The sequence below is a fragment of the Pseudomonas sp. P7758 genome (assembly GCF_013386485.1).
Classification (GTDB): domain Bacteria; phylum Pseudomonadota; class Gammaproteobacteria; order Pseudomonadales; family Pseudomonadaceae; genus Aquipseudomonas.
In genome coordinates this window covers 34190-51219 of the sequence record NZ_JACARS010000023.1, presented here as the reverse complement: position 1 = coordinate 51219, position 17030 = coordinate 34190, and the positions used below count along the sequence as shown (strand labels likewise).

The 17030-nt window shown below is 59.3% G+C and carries 15 protein-coding genes; 2 read left to right on the top strand and 13 right to left on the bottom strand.

The genetic code is table 11. The features are described 5' to 3' along the window. Positions 1–2: 2 nt before the first annotated feature. From nuoC to HX873_RS06215, 12 genes are all read right to left on the bottom strand, one after another. Positions 3–1787: an NADH-quinone oxidoreductase subunit C/D gene (nuoC, locus tag HX873_RS06270; RefSeq protein WP_003219570.1), complete on the bottom strand. Its 1785-nt coding sequence runs from the start codon at positions 1785–1787 to the stop codon at positions 3–5. Positions 1788–1859: 72 nt separating this feature from the next. Beyond that, entirely contained in the window at positions 1860–2534 is a 675-nt protein-coding gene (locus HX873_RS06265; RefSeq protein WP_003219572.1) for an NADH-quinone oxidoreductase subunit B family protein, read from the bottom strand. 10 nt (positions 2535–2544) lie between these two features. Further along, positions 2545–2958, bottom strand: a complete 414-nt coding sequence (locus HX873_RS06260; RefSeq protein WP_003219575.1) for an NADH-quinone oxidoreductase subunit A — start codon at positions 2956–2958, stop codon at positions 2545–2547. A 716-nt stretch (positions 2959–3674) separates the two neighbouring features. After that, on the bottom strand, positions 3675–5000 hold the full coding sequence (aceA, locus tag HX873_RS06255; RefSeq protein ID WP_003219577.1) for an isocitrate lyase: 1326 nt from the start codon (positions 4998–5000) through the stop codon (positions 3675–3677). A gap of 494 nt (positions 5001–5494) precedes the next feature. Further along, the gene (locus tag HX873_RS06250) at positions 5495–6232 is read right to left on the bottom strand and encodes a secretin N-terminal domain-containing protein (RefSeq protein WP_008432800.1); all 738 of its coding nucleotides are present in this window, start codon (positions 6230–6232) and stop codon (positions 5495–5497) included. Positions 6233–6471: 239 nt separating this feature from the next. Further along, positions 6472–6894 (bottom strand): GNAT family N-acetyltransferase, encoded by a 423-nt coding sequence (locus HX873_RS06245; RefSeq protein ID WP_003219580.1) that lies wholly within the window; start codon positions 6892–6894, stop codon positions 6472–6474. Then, complete coding sequence (locus tag HX873_RS06240) at positions 6887–8053, bottom strand: cupin domain-containing protein (RefSeq protein WP_003219582.1); 1167 nt, start codon at positions 8051–8053, stop codon at positions 6887–6889. Before HX873_RS06240 ends, HX873_RS06245 begins: the two co-directional genes overlap by 8 nt. 84 nt (positions 8054–8137) lie before the next feature. Further along, a complete protein-coding gene (gene purB, locus HX873_RS06235; protein WP_003219584.1) occupies positions 8138–9508 on the bottom strand; it encodes an adenylosuccinate lyase in 1371 nt (456 codons plus the stop codon). A gap of 124 nt (positions 9509–9632) precedes the next feature. Continuing rightward, the gene (gene hflD, locus HX873_RS06230; protein ID WP_003219586.1) at positions 9633–10256 is read right to left on the bottom strand and encodes a high frequency lysogenization protein HflD; all 624 of its coding nucleotides are present in this window, start codon (positions 10254–10256) and stop codon (positions 9633–9635) included. Further along, positions 10253–11377, bottom strand: coding sequence for a tRNA 2-thiouridine(34) synthase MnmA (mnmA, locus tag HX873_RS06225; protein ID WP_003219588.1), 1125 nt, complete (start codon positions 11375–11377; stop codon positions 10253–10255). Before mnmA ends, hflD begins: the two co-directional genes overlap by 4 nt. 59 nt (positions 11378–11436) lie before the next feature. After that, a complete protein-coding gene (locus tag HX873_RS06220) occupies positions 11437–11883 on the bottom strand; it encodes an NUDIX hydrolase (protein WP_008431568.1) in 447 nt (148 codons plus the stop codon). A gap of 228 nt (positions 11884–12111) precedes the next feature. Continuing rightward, complete coding sequence (locus HX873_RS06215; protein ID WP_008431567.1) at positions 12112–14337, bottom strand: NADP-dependent isocitrate dehydrogenase; 2226 nt, start codon at positions 14335–14337, stop codon at positions 12112–12114. Between the two features lie 494 nt (positions 14338–14831). Here HX873_RS06215 and icd point away from each other — a divergent pair, with 494 nt between their 5' ends. After that, complete coding sequence (icd, locus tag HX873_RS06210) at positions 14832–16088, top strand: NADP-dependent isocitrate dehydrogenase (protein ID WP_003219599.1); 1257 nt, start codon at positions 14832–14834, stop codon at positions 16086–16088. Between the two features lie 70 nt (positions 16089–16158). On the opposite strand, the gene cspD is transcribed toward icd, so the two are convergent. Then, positions 16159–16419 carry a cold shock domain-containing protein CspD gene (gene cspD, locus HX873_RS06205; protein ID WP_023658953.1) on the bottom strand — a complete coding sequence of 87 codons (261 nt, stop codon included), beginning with the start codon at positions 16417–16419 and terminating at the stop codon, positions 16159–16161. A 224-nt stretch (positions 16420–16643) separates the two neighbouring features. Here cspD and clpS point away from each other — a divergent pair, with 224 nt between their 5' ends. After that, on the top strand, positions 16644–17012 hold the full coding sequence (gene clpS / locus HX873_RS06200) for an ATP-dependent Clp protease adapter ClpS (RefSeq protein ID WP_003219604.1): 369 nt from the start codon (positions 16644–16646) through the stop codon (positions 17010–17012). Positions 17013–17030 lie beyond the last annotated feature (18 nt).

Sequence of the window (17030 nt, the reverse complement as noted above, 5' to 3'; positions counted from 1 at the left end):
GCTTAGCGGTCCACGTCGGCCATAACGAAATCGATACTACCCAGGTACGCAATCAAGTCCGCGACCATTTCACCTTTGATCACCGAAGGGATCTGCTGCAGGTGCGGGAAGCTTGGCGTACGAATCCGGGTGCGGTAGCTCATGGTGCCGCCATCGCTCGTCAGGTAATAACTGTTGATACCCTTGGTCGCTTCGATCATCTGGAAGGATTCGTTGGCCGGCATTACCGGGCCCCACGAAACCTGCAGGAAGTGCGTGATCAGGGTTTCGATGTGTTGCAGCGTGCGCTCTTTCGGCGGCGGCGTGGTCAGCGGGTGATCCGCCTTGTACGGGCCTTCCGGCATGTTGCGCATGCACTGTTCGATGATCTTCAGGCTCTGGCGCATTTCTTCGACGCGCACGATGCAGCGGTCGTAGGCATCGCCGTTGGCCGCCAGCGGCACTTCGAATTCGAAGTTCTGGTAGCCGGAGTACGGGCGTGCTTTACGCAGGTCGAAATCGCAACCGGTGGAACGCAGGCCAGCACCGGTGACGCCCCATTCCAGGGCCTCTTTGGTGTTGTACTGGGCGACGCCGATGGTCCGGCCCTTGAGGATGCTGTTGTCCAGGGCGGCTTTCTGGTATTCGTCCAGACGCTTGGGCATCCAGTCGATGAATTCCTTGACCAGGCGTTCCCAGCCACGCGGCAGGTCGTGGGCGACGCCGCCGATGCGGTACCAGGCCGGGTGCAGGCGGAAACCGGTGATGGCTTCGATGACCTTGTACGCACGCTGACGGTCGGTGAAGGTGAAGAACACCGGGGTCATGGCGCCGACGTCCTGGATATAGGTACCCAGGAACAGCAGGTGGCTGGTGATCCGGAAGAACTCGGCCATCATGATGCGGATGGTGTCGACCTTGTCCGGCACCTTGATGCCGGCCAGCTTCTCGACCGAGAGCACGTACGGCAGGTTGTTCATCACGCCGCCGAGGTAGTCGATACGGTCGGTGTACGGGATGAAGCTGTGCCACGACTGACGCTCGGCCATCTTCTCGGCACCACGGTGGTGGTAGCCGATGTCCGGTACGCAGTCGACGATTTCTTCGCCGTCCAGTTGCAGGATGATGCGGAAGGCACCGTGAGCCGAAGGGTGGTTCGGGCCCAGGTTGAGGAACATGTAGTCCTCGTTGGTGCCGGAGCGCTTCATGCCCCAGTCTTCCGGACGGAAGCGCGCAGCCTCTTCTTCAAGCTGTTGCTTGGCGAGGGTCAGGCTGAATGGATCGAATTCGGTGGCGCGGGCAGGGAAGTCCTTGCGCAGCGGGTGACCTTCCCAGGTCGGCGGCATCATGATGCGCGACAGGTGCGGGTGGCCCGGGAAATCGATGCCGAACATGTCCCACACTTCACGCTCGTACCAGTTGGCGTTGGGCCAGATACCGGTCACGGTCGGAACGCTCAGGTCGCTCTCGGAGAGGGCCACCTTGATCATCACGTCGCTGTTACGTTCCAGCGACATCAAGTGGTAGAACACGGTGAAGTCGGCGCCGCTCGGCAGCCCCTGGCGCTTGGTGCGCAGGCGCTCGTCCACGCCATGCAGGTCATAGAGCATGACGTACGGCTTGGGCAGGTTGCGCAGGAAGCTCAGGACTTCGACGAGCCTGGCACGCGCCACCCACAGCACCGGCATGCCGGTGCGTGTGGCCTGGGCGGTGAAGGCGTCAGGGCCAAAACGGTTGTTGAGTTCGACGACCACATCCTGGTCGTCTGCCTTATAAGGCGGGATGTACAGAGCACTGCCTGTAGTCATGGTTTTTTATCGCTTTCGGTCAACGTAAAGAATGAAGCCAGGTTTTCGTTCTATAAAAGAAGCGGTTCTGGATCAGACTTCGTCGGGGCTGCGCAGGTTGGTTACCTGAATACGCTGTTCGCGGCGCTGTTCCTTTTGTGACGGCATCTCGGCGCGGTATACGCCTTGATCTCCGACAACCCAGGAAAGTGGGCGACGCTCCTTGCCAATCGATTCCTGCAACAGCATCAAGCCTTGCAGAAATGCTTCAGGGCGGGGCGGGCAGCCAGGCACGTAGACGTCCACGGGCAGGAACTTGTCCACCCCCTGAACCACGGAGTAGATGTCGTACATGCCACCGGAGTTGGCGCACGAACCCATGGAGATAACCCACTTTGGCTCGAGCATTTGCTCGTAGAGACGCTGAATGATCGGCGCCATCTTGATAAAGCAGGTACCGGCGATAACCATAAAATCCGCCTGACGCGGCGATGCCCGGATAACTTCGGCGCCAAAGCGCGCGATGTCGTGGGGCGCCGTGAAGGCGGTGGTCATTTCCACGTAGCAGCAGGACAGACCGAAGTTGTACGGCCACAGGGAGTTCTTACGTCCCCAGTTGACCGCGCCACTCAGCACGTCTTCCAGCTTGCCCATGTAGATGTTTTTGTGGACTTGGTCTTCTAACGGGTCGGAAACGGTTTCCCGTTCGCCGATTGGGTACTGCTCGTTAGGAGCATCCGGGTCGATCCTGGTGAGATTGTATTGCATCGCCAAAGCCTCATTGTTTCAGCTTCGCTTGCCGCTTGCGACGAGCTTCCGGAGCCCAGTCAAGGGCGCCCACTCGAAATAGGTAGACAAGGCCTGCCAACAGAATTGCTATGAAAACGAGGGCTTCGACGAATCCGGTCCAGCCGCTTTCGCGGACGGACACAGACCAGGCAAAGAGAAAAAGGGCTTCGATGTCGAAGATCACGAAGAGCATCGCGACCAGATAGAATTTGGCTGAGAGCCGCAAGCGGGCGCCACCTGTAGGTAGCATGCCGGACTCGAACGGTTCGTTTTTGCTGCGGCCCCAGGCTTTTGACCCGAGGAGGCTGGAGACGCCGAGCATGAAGGCGCAAAGGCCGACTACACCGAGGAGGAAAATGGCAAAGCCCCAGTTGTGGGCCATGAGTCCTGTCGCTTCGGTCATGCTGGAAATCCTTAACAGAGAGCAAAGGTCTCTGAGCTCGAAAAAGTAACGATGCAGTGACGATATGTCGCAGCGCAATCAATCGCGGTGATTTTATGGCTAAACACCGGGCAAGTAAAATTCCTATAGCGAAATTATTCGTTGGAATAAGGACATAGTGCACCTTCTTGGGGCTGTAGCCCTTGTGCTGCGGGCATTAGCGGGCTTTTCATGAATTGTGTTTTGTTTAACCGGTAAAGAAGTTTTCATGCTCTAAATGATAATGAATATTGTTTGCGTGGGTTTTAAACAACTGTTCGGGGTTTAGCGCGGGAAGTTGTTGTTACTTGTGCGGGTGATGCTAGTTGGTAAAGCGGATCTTTTAACTGGTTTTGCAGATGGGAATAGCGCTCTGGATCAATGTTTTGATCGAAATCGGCTGGCGAGGGCGCGCAGGGGCACATATTCAAAAGCCCAATCAAAGGCTGGGCCAAGGCGCGTGCCGCTCTGCTTTCCTGTGGCAGCTGGCTTGGCTGCGATAGCATCGCCTCGGTGTATCGCAGAAACCGAGTTGTCGGCATCGCAGGCAAGCCAGCTCCTACAGTTGACCGTGGCTGCTCTCACACTCCAGTGCTTTTCAGGCGCCCAAAAAAACGCCCCGAACCAGTCGGGGCGTCAGATCGTGCGGCACTGCGGTTAGGTCTTCCGTGGGGCCGCAGTGGCCGTGTACTCAGTACTTAGTGGAACTGCTCTTCTTCGGTCGAACCGGTCAGCGCAGTCACGGACGAGGTGCCGCCCTGGATCACGGTGGTCATGTCGTCGAAGTAACCGGTGCCCACTTCCTGCTGGTGCGCCACAAAGGTGTAACCCTTGGCAGCATCAGCGAACTCTTGTTCCTGCAGCTTCACGTAGGCAGTCATGTCGTTGCGGGCGTAGTCGTGCGCCAGGTTGAACATGCTGTGCCACATGTTGTGAATGCCGGCCAGGGTGATGAATTGGTGCTTGTAGCCCATGGCAGACAGTTCACGCTGGAACTTGGCGATGGTCGCGTCGTCCAGGTTCTTCTTCCAGTTGAAGGAAGGCGAGCAGTTGTAGGACAGCAGTTGATCCGGGTATTCCTTCTTGATGGCTTCGGCAAAGCGGCGAGCTTCGTCCAGGTCCGGCTTGGCGGTTTCGCACCAGATCAGGTCGGCGTACGGCGCGTAGGCCAGGCCACGAGCGATCGCCTGGTCGAGACCGGCGCGCACTTTATAGAAACCTTCCTGGGTACGTTCGCCAGTCACGAACGGCTGGTCGTACGGGTCGCAATCCGAGGTCAGCAAATCAGCCGCGTTGGCATCGGTACGGGCCAGGATGATGGTCGGAGTGCCAGCAACGTCAGCAGCCAGACGAGCAGCCGTCAGCTTTTGAACAGCTTCCTGGGTTGGAACCAGTACCTTGCCGCCCATGTGGCCGCATTTCTTCACCGAAGCCAGCTGGTCTTCGAAGTGAACGCCGGCAGCGCCTGCCTCGATCATGCTCTTCATCAGCTCGTAGGCGTTCAGTACGCCACCGAAACCGGCTTCAGCGTCTGCAACGATCGGTGCGAAGTAGTCGATGTAGCCTTCATCGCCCGGGCCTTTACCGGCTTTCCACTGGATCTGGTCGGCACGGCGGAACGAGTTGTTGATGCGCTTGACCACGGTTGGCACGGAGTCCACCGGGTACAGCGATTGGTCGGGGTACATGGATTCAGCGGAGTTGTTGTCCGCTGCCACTTGCCAGCCAGACAGGTAGATCGCCTGGATACCGGCTTTGACCTGTTGAACCGCTTGGCCGCCAGTCAGGGCGCCCATGCAGTTGACGAAATCTTTTTCGGGACGGAAGGACGGCTTGGCACCCTGGGTGACCAGCTTCCACAGCTTCTCGGCGCCGAGTTTTGCAAAGGTGTGCTCAGGTTGAACCGAGCCACGCAGGCGGACGACGTCAGCAGCGGAATAAGCGCGGGTCACGCCTTTCCAGCGTGGGTTTTCAGCCCAGTCTTTTTCAAGGGCTGCAATTTGCTGTTCGCGTGTCAGTGCCATGGGGAAAAACCTCGTCGCATAGGTCTAGGTGGAAAATTCCATTTGCCAGCCACGTAATCAGTGCGTGGTTATGGCTGCTCGCTGACCAGAAGCTTAGGCGGTCAAGTCAGGCTTGGCGGGGAAGGCGACGGGATGAACGATAGGCTCAAGGGGGAGTTGAGCAGGTAAGGGCGAACTGCGAACAGTCTTCGGGCGTCGTGGGCCTTTGTACGATCCATCAGTGTGTTGCCGGGTTACCTGGTTAGCTTCCGTCCCTCGGGACAACTTCGTTCCAGTCGCAACCTCGTCAAACACACCTTGTGGGCGGTACAGACACGAATCGGCTCAGGTGGGTGGCTTTGAGCGACGATCCGAAGGCCCTTGCCAGGGCCCCTGATTAGCGGGAGCGAGGCCATCATGCCCATGCTTTTTTGGATCGTCAAATGTTTTGTAGTGCTTTTTTTCAAGCACTACATCTTTAGTCTAATACGACTCGCCAGTCAGTTTTTGGTGCTTCAGTTCAGCGTGTCGACTTTGACCCGCAATGTCAGGTCATCGCGCCCTTGAGTAGAGTAGCTGCGGGTTGTAGTGGTTTTGTCGGCCTGGGTCTGGCGGTTGATACCGGCCAGGGTGATCCACTCGCCCAGGCGTCCGCTGACAGTTGTGTCGGTACTTTGCACGTTCACTACATCGGGACGTTCCTGGCTCATGCGGTCACGATTGGTACTGATGCTCAGGTGAACGGTCTCGCCGGTGACGCTGGCCGTCACGTAGAAGCCCTGGGTTACGTTGCGATACTGGGTCTGGTTCTGCGGGCGGCCGTAGGCATCGGGCTGGGTGGTGGTGAGGGGCACGCTCTGGCCGATCTGGATCAGCGCGGGCACGCCTTCGCTGGCCTGGATCTGCTGGATCCCGCCGTCACGGCTTTCGGTGCTGTAGGTGATGACCTGTGTTTGATTGTTGCCGTTGCTCTGCTGGTTGTTTTCGTTGGTGTCGACGGTGATCAACAGGCGTTTGGAGGGCGTATCCAGTTGCGCGAGCAGGGCGCGCAGGCCCTGGATCTTGTCGGGCTCGGCATTCACGATCAGTTGGTTGCCGTAGGCGCTGACGGTGCCGTCCTTGCCGATAAAGTTCTGCGCCACCGGCAGCAGGTCGGCGCTGGTGCGGTTGCTCAGGGGCACGACTTCGGTGGCGGCCATCACCGAGAAACTGGTGGCCAGGAGCAACAGGGTGAGCAGGGTGCGTAGGGACATGTCCGTTATCTCTGCGAGTCATTTAGGCTAGATATTGCCAGTTTGTCGGCCTGGCGGGGTGCAAGTTGAATCCTGGACGGCAAAAGGCCCTGGCATCGGGGGATGGCAGGGCCTTTTGAGGTGTTGCTGATGGCGCCTTCGCGAGCAAGCCCGCTCCCACATTTGACCTCATTCCAAAGGATGTGCTGGATCGAATGTGGGAGCTGGCTTGCCTGCGAAGGGCGCGACTCGGTCTCGGATCAGCCCTCGCGCACCATATCAACGTGAGGAATCCCGACTTCCAGGAACTCATCGCTGACAATCTTGAAGCCCAGGCGCTCATAAAACGGCGCCGCATGGACCTGTGCACTGAGGATCTGCCGGGTCTGGCCGCGTTTCTCGGCCACGCCGATCACCGCTTCCATCAGCTTGTCGCCGACCTTCAGGCCGCGCCAGTCTTTGAGAACCGACACGCGGCCGATCTCGCCGGTAGGCAGCAGGCGTGCAGTACCGATGGGAAAGTCGCCTTCGAACGCCAGGAAATGCACGGCACTCGCGTCGTCTGCATCCCATTCCAGCTCCGGTGGAACCGATTGTTCAGCGATAAATACCGCTTCACGAATGCGCCGTATCTCGGCGATATCCTTTTGCCAGTCCGCGACACTTACGTGAATCTTATTCATCGGCAAACCCCAGGCTTCCTTGCTTGACCAGTTCCCACAGCAGGGCGCAGCCATCTTCATCCGCCAGCCATGGGCCGAGGTTGTCGATGTGCAGGGCGTCGGCGGCGCACACCAGCTTCAGCAGTTCCCGCAGCTTGCCCGGCAACAGGCGGCTCTGGCCGCTGGCGAACAGCAGCAGGTCGTCGTCGACTTCGGACCAGGCCAGGCGGGCGCTCGGGTTGCGGATCAGCACGGCGCCGTTTTCCAGGCTGCCCAGCAGGTCTTCTTCTTCCACTTCCGGGCCGGCGACCAGTTCCGGGTAGCGCGGCTCGGTCATGAACTGGCCGAACCAGGTCAGCAGCATGCGCTCGTCGCTCATGTGCTCGGCCAACAGGCTTTTCAGGCGGTCGAGGGCGTCGCCCTGGATCTGGTGCGGGTCGCTGACCGGCTGGGCATCGGCGTCGGTGTAGCGCTCTTCGTCAGTCAGGTACTGGCTGAGGAAGTCGGTGAAGTGGGTCAGCACTTCAGCGGCGCTCGGGGCGCGGAAGCCTACGGAGTAGGTCATGCAATCATCCACGGCCACGCCGCAGTGGGCCAGGCGTGGCGGCAGGTAGAGCATGTCGCCCGGTTCCAGCACCCATTCGGCGGTTTCTTCGAATTCGGCGAGGATGCGCAGGTCCGCGTGTTGCAACAGCGGGCTTTCGGAGTTGCACATCTGGCCGATCTTCCAGTTGCGCTTGCCGGAACCTTGCAGCAGGAACACGTCGTAGTTGTCGAAGTGCGGGCCCACGCTGCCACCCGGGGCGGCGTAGCTGATCATCACATCGTCAATGCGCCAGCTTGGCAGGAAGCGGAAGTTTTCCAGCAGTTCGGCCACTTCCGGCACGAACTGGTCGACCGCCTGCACCAGCAGGGTCCACTCGCGCTCGGGCAGGGTGCTGAAGGCATCTTCGGCGAACGGGCCGCGGCGCAACTCCCACGGGCGTTCGCCGTGTTCGATGATCAGGCGCGACTCGACTTCTTCTTCCAGCGCCAGGCCGGCCAGTTCGTCGGCGTCGATCGGGCTTTCGAAGTCAGGGATGGCCTGGCGGATCAGCAGGGGTTTTTTCTGCCAGTAGTCGCGCAGGAATTCCCGTGCCGTGATGCCGCCCAGAAGTTGAAGAGGAATGTCAGGATTCATGTGTAACCTATTGAAAAAAAGCACTTTTCAGACGGGAATAAAAACGCCCGGCGCTGCCGGGCGTCTCAAGGGGTCAAGCTTCTATCAGATGCGTTTGGCTTGAGCCACAGCGTTGCCGATGTAGTTGGCCGGGGTGAGCAGTTTCAGCTCGGCCTTGGCGGCGGCTGGCATGTCCAGGCCGTCAATGAAAGTTTGCAGCGCTTCGGAGGTGATGCCTTTGCCGCGGGTCAGCTCTTTGAGCTTCTCGTACGGGTTTTCGATGTTGTAGCGGCGCATCACGGTCTGGATCGGCTCGGCCAGCACTTCCCAGCAAGCGTCCAGGTCAGCGGCGATCTTCTGCTCGTTGAGCTCCAGTTTGCTGATGCCTTTGAGGCTGGCTTCGTACGCGATCACGCTGTGGGCGAAGCCCACGCCGAGGTTGCGCAGTACGGTGGAGTCGGTCAGGTCGCGCTGCCAGCGGGAGATTGGCAACTTGCTGGCCAGGTGCTGGAACAGGGCGTTGGCGATCCCGAGGTTGCCTTCGGAGTTTTCGAAGTCGATCGGGTTGACCTTGTGCGGCATGGTCGATGAACCGATTTCGCCGGCAATGGTGCGCTGCTTGAAGTAGCCCAGGGATATGTAGCCCCAGATATCGCGATCGAAGTCGATCAGGATGGTATTGAAGCGCGCAATCGCGTCGAACAGCTCGGCGATGTAGTCGTGGGGTTCGATTTGCGTGGTGTACGGGTTGAAACCCAGGCCCAGTTCGTCTTCGATGAAGGCGCGGGCGTTTTCTTCCCAGTCGATCTCAGGATAGGCCGACAGGTGGGCGTTGTAGTTGCCTACGGCGCCGTTGATCTTGCCCAGCAGCGGTACGGCCGCGACTTGAGCGATCTGGCGCTCCAGGCGGTACACCACGTTGGCCAGTTCTTTACCCAGGGTGGTCGGCGAAGCCGGCTGGCCGTGGGTGCGCGACAGCATCGGAACGTCGGCGAAACGGATCGCCAGTTCGCGGATGGCGTCGGCAGTCTGGCGCATCAGTGGCAGCATCACGTCATCACGGCCTTCGCGCAGCATCAGGGCGTGGGACAGGTTGTTGATGTCCTCGCTGGTGCAGGCAAAGTGGATGAACTCGCTGACCTTGGCCAGTTCCGGCAGCTTGGCCGCTTGCTCTTTGAGCAGGTATTCGATGGCTTTAACGTCGTGGTTGGTGGTGCGCTCGATCTCTTTGACACGCTCGGCGTGCTCCAGAGCGAAGTTTTCCGCCAGGGCGTTCAGCACAGCGTTGGCTTCGGCAGAGAACGCCGGCACTTCGCTGATGCCAGGGTGAGCGGCCAGGCGCTGGAGCCAGCGCACTTCAACCAGAACACGAGCACGGATCAAGCCGTATTCGCTGAAAATAGGGCGCAGGGCCTGGGTTTTGCCGGCGTAGCGGCCGTCAACAGGGGAAACCGCAGTGAGCGAAGAAAGCTGCATGGGGTGTTCTCGGACAGTCGGGCAACGAAATGGGGCGCGTATCATACATGAAAAAATCCGCCGGTCCGTTGCCAACTGACCGGCGTATTACGCGTGGGGCTATAAAAAAATCGGTTGCTGCGACTTATTCGTTGCGCATCAACGGGTAAAGCTCTTTCAGCAATTTGCGTCGGCTGACCACCAACTGCCAGCGATGACCGCCCAATTGGCGCCATAACCGCGCCGAACGAATACCGGCCAACAGCAGGGCGCGGATTTTCGAGGCGTTGTTTGGTTGTTGCAGGTTGCGCATATCGCCGTGCACCTGGATCCGCTGGCGCAAGGTGCTCAGGGTGTCCTGGTACAGGGCGCCACAGGCTGCGATCACGTTTTCGTGGGCCGGGCCAAAATGCTCGACCTGGGACTGGATCTGCGGCAGGCGCTTGCCGATGGTGTCCAGCAGGTCGTCGCGCTTGGCCAATTGACGCTCCAGGCCGAGCATCGACAGGGCGTAGCGCAGCGGCTCGCGCTGCAAGGTGCTTGGGTCGCGCTCGAGGGCACCGACCAGTGCGCGATAACCTTCGCGCAGGGCCAGGTCGTCGCCGCCGTAGACTTCCAGGGTGTCCTTCGGGTCGCGGATCAGCAGGCTGCCGAGCATGCAGGTCAGGCCGGCCTCGGTGACCTGGCCGGTCTTGGCGATCTTGTCCACCAGCACCGCGGCGAGAAATACGCCGCCCAGTGCCGTCAGTTGCTCCTGGGTCGGGCTCATGCCTGGCTGCTCCAGGGTTCGGCAACTTCGATCACACCGCCCCCCAGGCAAATCTCTCCGTCGTAGAACACTACCGATTGGCCCGGTGTTACGGCGCGCTGCGGGTCGTCGAAGGTGGCGCGATAGCCGGTGGCGGTTTTTTCCAGGGTGCAGGGCTGGTCGCTCTGGCGATAGCGCACTTTGGCCGTGAGGCGGCGCGGGCTGCTGAGGTCCACCGGGTTGACCCAGTAGATGTCCGAGGCGAGCAGGGCGCGGGAGAACAGCCATGGGTGGTCATTGCCCTGGCCCACGATCAGCTCGTTGTGCTCCAGGTCCTTGACCAGCACGTACCACGGCTCTTCGCCGGCGTCTTTCAAGCCGCCGATGCCCAGGCCCTGGCGCTGGCCGATGGTGTGGTACATCAAGCCGTGGTGACGGCCGATGATCTCGCCTTCGGTGGTCTTGATCTCGCCCGGTTGCGCCGGCAGGTACTGCTTGAGGAAGTCGCTGAAACGGCGCTCGCCGATAAAGCAGATCCCGGTGGAATCCTTCTTCTTGGCGGTGGCCAGGCCGTGTTTCTCGGCAATGGCGCGCACTTCGGGCTTTTCCAGCTCGCCCACCGGGAACAGTGTCTTGGCGATCTGTTCGCCGCCGACGGCGTGCAGGAAGTAGCTCTGGTCCTTGTTGGCGTCCAGGCCCTTGAGCAGTTCGGTGCGGCCATCGATGTCGCGACGGCGCACGTAGTGGCCAGTAGCAATCAGATCGGCACCGAGGATCATCGCGTAGTCGAGGAACGCCTTGAACTTGATCTCGCGGTTACACAGGATGTCCGGGTTCGGCGTGCGGCCGGCCTTGTATTCGGCCAGGAAGTGCTCGAACACGTTGTCCCAGTACTCGGCGGCGAAGTTGGCGGTGTGCAGCTTGATGCCGATTTTGTCGCAGACGGCCTGGGCATCCGCCAGGTCGTCCATGGCGGTGCAATATTCCGTTCCATCGTCTTCTTCCCAGTTCTTCATGAACAGGCCTTCCACCTCATAACCCTGCTCCATGAGCAGAACGGCGGAAACGGAAGAATCCACGCCGCCGGACATACCGACGATGACGCGCTTCTTTTGTGTGTCAGAAGGGGCTGGATCACGCATAGGATTTCAACGGGAGTCTTTAAAAAGGACGCGATTCTAGCAGGCTCGCGTCTGCAAGGCTAAAGAGAAGGGCGGATCAATTCGAGGCTGTGGCGTTGGCCGGCCAGATAATCATCGATACAGCGGATAATCAGCTCGCTGCGCCAGTCTTCGCGCAGGGCCATCAATTCGTCACGGGTCAGCCAGCGGGCGCGCAGAATACCGTCGTCCAGTGGGTAGTCCGGGTGGTGTTGCAGGGCCTTGGCGATGAAGCATACGCGCTGATAGGTCACGCCATTGCTGGGAGCGGTGTACAGGTAAATCCCGACAATCCCGGTGGCTTCGACGTCCCAGCCGGTCTCTTCGAGGGTTTCGCGCACGGCGGCCTCGGTCAGGGTTTCGTTCGGGTCGAGGTGACCGGCGGGCTGGTTGAGCACGGCGCGGCCGCCCTTGAGTTCTTCGACCATCAGGAAGCGGCCGTTGTCTTCGACGATGGTGGCGACGGTGATGTGAGGTAGCCAGGTCATAAAGTGCCTCGATTCAAGGTGTAACGCTGTCTTCAGGCGCGATTGCATTCAGTGTGGGAGCGGGCTTGCTCGCGAATACGGCGTGTCAGTTAAAGAGGTATTGACTGATCCACCGCATTCGCGAGCAAGCCCGCTCCCACATTTTGATTGGGGTTCTTCAATAAAAGCGCCATGTCCAGAAACAGAAACCCCGGCACAGGGCCGGGGCTTCTTTGCATCCTTACAACCTTACACCAGCGCAGCGATTGCCGCGTTGAGGGTGGCGCTTGGGCGCATGGCCTTGCTGGTCAGCTCGGCGTTCGGTGCGTAGTAGCCACCGATGTCCACTGGCTTGCCCTGGACAGCGTTGAGCTCGGCAACGATGGTTGCCTCATTCGCGGTCAGGGTCTTGGCCAGTTCGCCAAACTGCGCTTGCAGTGCAGTGTCTTCGGTCTGGGCCGCCAGGGCTTGAGCCCAGTACAGCGCCAGGTAGAAGTGGCTGCCGCGGTTGTCGATGTTGCCGACTTTGCGCGATGGCGACTTGTTGTTGTCGAGGAACTGGCCGGTGGCCTGGTCCAGGGTCTTGGACAGTACCAGGGCTTTCGGGTTGTTGTACGTCACACCCAAATGCTCGAGGGATGCGGCCAGGGCGAGGAACTCGCCCAGGGAATCCCAGCGCAGGAAGTTCTCTTCAACCAGTTGCTGCACGTGCTTCGGAGCCGAGCCGCCAGCGCCGGTTTCGAACAGGCCGCCACCGTTCATCAGCGGCACGATCGACAGCATCTTGGCGCTGGTGCCCAGTTCCATGATCGGGAACAGGTCGGTCAGGTAGTCGCGCAGAACGTTGCCGGTCACCGAGATGGTGTCCAGGCCCTTGCGGGTACGCTCCAGGGTGAACTTCATCGCGTCGACCGGCGACATGATGCGGATGTCCAGGCCTTCGGTGTTGTGGTCTTTCAGGTAAGCCTGAACTTTCTCGACCACGACGCCATCGTGCGCGCGCTGTGGGTCCAGCCAGAAGATGGCCGGGGTGTTGCTGGCGCGGGCGCGGTTGACGGCCAGTTTGACCCAGTCCTGGATCGGCGCGTCTTTGGTCTGGCACATGCGGAAGATGTCGCCGGCTTCAACAGCCTGTTCCATCAGCAGGTTGCCCTTGCTGTCGGTGACGCGGACTACGCCGTCAGCCTTGATCTGGAAGGTCTTGTCGTGGGAACCGTACTCTTCGGCTTTTTTCGCCATCAGGCCAACATTTGGCACGCTGCCCATGGTGGTTGGGTCGAAGGCGCCATTGGCCTTGCAGTCTTCGATCACTGCCTGGTAGATAGTGGCGTAGCAGCGATCCGGGATCACAGCCTTGGTGTCGTGCAGCTGGCCGTCGGTGCCCCACATCTTGCCGGAGTCACGGATCATGGCAGGCATCGATGCGTCGACGATGACGTCGCTCGGCACGTGCAGGTTGGTGATGCCTTTGTCGGAGTTGACCATCGCCAGGGAAGGGCGAGCAGCGTATACCGCCTGGATGTCGGCTTCGATCTGCGCTTGCTGATCGGCCGGCAGGGCCTTGATGCGAGCGTACAGGTCGCCGATGCCGTTGTTCAGGTTGAAGCCGATCTGCTCCAGCACCACAGCGTGCTTGGCCAGCGCGTCTTTATAGAACTCGGCAACGATCTGGCCGAACATGATCGGGTCGGAAACCTTCATCATGGTGGCTTTCAGGTGAACCGACAGCAGCACGCCTTGTTTCTTGGCGTCTTCGATTTCAGCGGCGATGAAGCTGCGCAGGGCTTTCTTGCTCAGCACGGCGGTGTCGATGATCTCGCCAGCTTGTACGCTGGTTTTTTCCTTCAGCACGGTAGCAGTACCGTCCTTGGCGATCAGTTCGATCTTGACGGCATCAGCGCCTTCGATCTGAACGGCTTTCTCGCTGCCGTAGAAGTCGCCGGTGCTCATGTGGGCAACGTGGGACTTGGAGTCGGCAGCCCAGGCACCCATTTTGTGCGGGTGCTTGCGAGCGTAGTTCTTGACCGACAGCGGGGCGCGGCGGTCGGAGTTGCCTTCGCGCAGTACCGGGTTCACGGCGCTGCCCTTGACCTTGTCGTAACGTGCACGGGTTTCTTTTTCCGCGTCGGTGGTTACGGTTTCCGGGTAGTCCGGCAGGGCGTAGCCCTGGGCCTGCAGTTCCTTGATCGCAGCTTGCAGCTGAGGGGTCGAGGCACTGATGTTCGGCAGCTTGATGATGTTGGCTTCAGGGGTAACGGCCAGGTCGCCCAGTTCGGCGAGGTGGTCCGGCACGGCCTTGGCGCCCAGTTGCTCGGGGAAGCTTGCGAGGATGCGCGCGGCCAGGGAAATGTCGCGGGTTTCCACGGCAATATCAGCGGAAGCGGTGAAGGCCTCTACGATAGGCAGCAGTGAATAGGTGGCGAGGGCTGGTGCTTCGTCGGTGAAGGTGTAGATGATCTTCGAGCGGGTGGGCATATTCGGATTAACTCTCTTCTTTGCTGAAAGCATGCGCAGAAACTCGAGATGCGCCGGGTAAAGCGCGTTCGTTCAAAGTCATCCATGAGCGAAATGTCGAAGTTTCTTCGCGGTGATGTTGGGTTGCATCAGTCGAGCGTCAAGCGGGTGAGCTACTGTAGTAGCTCGGCTTTTCTGGCGGAGGGCGTCTGTCTAGAGCGGTCGGCCGTCGTGACTCTTTGGTCAGCGGCGGCATTATACATAGGTCGCTATGCTTACGCCGAGCCTTCATACAAAAGGTGTGTCGTCCATTGGTCTAAAGGTCGCAGGCAGCGGGTTGCGCCTAAAGTCGCATGATGTGCTCAAGATTGGCGCTTTTCCCTTTGCTTTCAAGCTTGTAGGCCGCTAAATGTGCTGTTTTCGACGCAAATGTGCAGGGCCTGAGGTTTCAGTCCTCATTTATCTGGAGTAGGCTCGAACGCAGCCAGATGTTCAATCCATAGATGGAGTTCAGCATGGGATACAAGAAGATTCAGGTTCCGGCAGTCGGCGACAAAATCACCGTCAATGCAGACCATTCTCTCAATGTTCCTGACAACCCGATCATCCCCTTCATCGAGGGTGACGGTATTGGCGTCGACATCAGCCCGGTGATGATCAAGGTGGTCGATGCAGCTGTTAACAAGGCTTATGGCGGCAAGCGCAAAATCTCCTGGATGGAGGTGTATGCCGGCGAAAAGGCCACCCAGGTTTACGACCAGGACACCTGGCTGCCCCAGGAAACCCTGGATGCGGTCAAGGACTACGTGGTTTCCATCAAGGGCCCGCTGACCACCCCAGTCGGTGGCGGTATCCGTTCGCTGAACGTGGCCCTGCGCCAACAGCTCGACCTTTATGTGTGCCTGCGCCCGGTGCGCTGGTTCGAAGGCGTGCCAAGCCCGGTCAAGAAGCCAGGCGATGTGGACATGACCATCTTCCGCGAGAACTCCGAGGATATTTACGCCGGCATCGAGTGGAAAGCCGGCTCCCCGGAAGCGATCAAGGTCATCAAGTTCCTGAAGGAAGAGATGGGCGTCACCAAGATCCGTTTCGACCAGAACTGCGGGATCGGCATCAAGCCGGTGTCCCTGGAAGGCACCAAGCGTCTGGCGCGCAAGGCCTTGCAGTATGTCGTGGATAACGACCGCGACTCGCTGACCATTGTGCACAAAGGCAACATCATGAAGTTCACCGAAGGTGCCTTCAAGGAATGGGCCTACGAAGTGGCGGCCGAAGAGTTCGGCGCGACCCTGTTGGATGGCGGCCCGTGGATGCAATTCAAGAACCCGCGCACCGGCAAGAATGTGGTGGTCAAGGACGCCATTGCCGACGCCATGCTCCAGCAGATCCTGCTGCGCCCGGCCGAATACGACGTGATCGCCACCCTTAACCTTAACGGTGACTATCTGTCCGACGCACTGGCGGCGGAAGTGGGCGGTATCGGTATTGCGCCGGGCGCCAACCTGTCCGACACCGTGGCGATGTTCGAAGCCACCCACGGTACTGCGCCGAAGTATGCCGGCAAGGACCAGGTCAACCCGGGTTCGCTGATCCTGTCGGCGGAAATGATGTTGCGCCACATGGGCTGGACCGAAGCGGCCGACCTGATCATCAAGGGCACCAACGGCGCAATTTCGGCCAAGACCGTGACCTATGACTTCCACCGCTTGATGGACGGCGCCAAGTTGCTGTCGTCGTCGGCGTTCGGGGATGCGCTGATTTCGCATATGTAAGCTGATACAGGGGCGTAAAAAAACCGGCCTGATGGGCCGGTTTTTTTTAGAGCGTTTGCTCAGTGGCTGATCAGGCCAGTTGTCTTTTTGATTTTTGAGCAACGCCCTCTTTGGGGGTAGTGGCGCTGACTGGAGCGCTGATATTCACTGCGTGCAAGCCCTTGGGTCCCTGAATGATGTCGAAGGAAACCGGTTGCCCTGCCTTTAGTGTCTTGTAGCCATCCATTTGGATAGCCGAGTAATGCGCAAATAGGTCGTCAGTCTTGTCGTCTTCGTTGATGAAGCCGTAACCCTTGGCATTGTTGAACCACTTGACCTTACCGCTCGCCATGCCCATATCCCTCTGCACCAGACTCCATCACTGGAGTATCATCCAGTTTATCCGTCCTAACCCGAATAAATAAGGTTGACTGCGCGGACCTTTTTTACCCACTGTGGGTTCTATTGGTTGTAACACTGATTTGCCGATAGTCAAGGCGACCAGTCGGTCAGAGTTGAAATTCTGACAGGTCGCCCCCACCACTGTATTTGAACCACTGACGAACCTTTCTTTCCATGCATGCAATCAGCCAGATTCGACTAACATTCAATCAGGATCGCCCGGATCATCAAGAAGACGACGACGGTTCTGCAGGCATTGCTGTCCAGGAGGCCAAGCCTGCTTTACAGGCGCCGCCGATGTACAAGGTGGTTTTGTTCAATGATGACTACACACCGATGGATTTCGTCGTCGAAGTGCTCGAGGTGTTTTTTAACCTGAACCGCGAGTTGGCGACCAAGGTAATGCTGGCCGTTCACACAGAAGGACGGGCAGTATGTGGAGTGTTTACCCGCGACATCGCCGAGACAAAGGCCATGCAGGTCAACCAGTACGCCAGGGAAAGCCAGCATCCGCTACTCTGTGAAATCGAGAAGGACGGTTAACTCCGACCACTTGGGTAT

What these genes read in the sequence shown, in the direction of transcription:
- nuoC (WP_003219570.1), bottom strand. Translation starts at nt 1,787, where the DNA reads ATGACTACAGGCAGTGCTCTGTACATCCCGCCTTATAAGGCAGACGAC.
- HX873_RS06265 (WP_003219572.1), bottom strand. Translation starts at nt 2,534, where the DNA reads ATGCAATACAATCTCACCAGGATCGACCCGGATGCTCCTAACGAGCAG.
- HX873_RS06260 (WP_003219575.1), bottom strand. Translation starts at nt 2,958, where the DNA reads ATGACCGAAGCGACAGGACTCATGGCCCACAACTGGGGCTTTGCCATT.
- aceA (WP_003219577.1), bottom strand. Translation starts at nt 5,000, where the DNA reads ATGGCACTGACACGCGAACAGCAAATTGCAGCCCTTGAAAAAGACTGG.
- HX873_RS06250 (WP_008432800.1), bottom strand. Translation starts at nt 6,232, where the DNA reads ATGTCCCTACGCACCCTGCTCACCCTGTTGCTCCTGGCCACCAGTTTC.
- HX873_RS06245 (WP_003219580.1), bottom strand. Translation starts at nt 6,894, where the DNA reads ATGAATAAGATTCACGTAAGTGTCGCGGACTGGCAAAAGGATATCGCC.
- HX873_RS06240 (WP_003219582.1), bottom strand. Translation starts at nt 8,053, where the DNA reads ATGAATCCTGACATTCCTCTTCAACTTCTGGGCGGCATCACGGCACGG.
- purB (WP_003219584.1), bottom strand. Translation starts at nt 9,508, where the DNA reads ATGCAGCTTTCTTCGCTCACTGCGGTTTCCCCTGTTGACGGCCGCTAC.
- hflD (WP_003219586.1), bottom strand. Translation starts at nt 10,256, where the DNA reads ATGAGCCCGACCCAGGAGCAACTGACGGCACTGGGCGGCGTATTTCTC.
- mnmA (WP_003219588.1), bottom strand. Translation starts at nt 11,377, where the DNA reads ATGCGTGATCCAGCCCCTTCTGACACACAAAAGAAGCGCGTCATCGTC.
- HX873_RS06220 (WP_008431568.1), bottom strand. Translation starts at nt 11,883, where the DNA reads ATGACCTGGCTACCTCACATCACCGTCGCCACCATCGTCGAAGACAAC.
- HX873_RS06215 (WP_008431567.1), bottom strand. Translation starts at nt 14,337, where the DNA reads ATGCCCACCCGCTCGAAGATCATCTACACCTTCACCGACGAAGCACCA.
- icd (WP_003219599.1), top strand. Translation starts at nt 14,832, where the DNA reads ATGGGATACAAGAAGATTCAGGTTCCGGCAGTCGGCGACAAAATCACC.
- cspD (WP_023658953.1), bottom strand. Translation starts at nt 16,419, where the DNA reads ATGGCGAGCGGTAAGGTCAAGTGGTTCAACAATGCCAAGGGTTACGGC.
- clpS (WP_003219604.1), top strand. Translation starts at nt 16,644, where the DNA reads ATGCATGCAATCAGCCAGATTCGACTAACATTCAATCAGGATCGCCCG.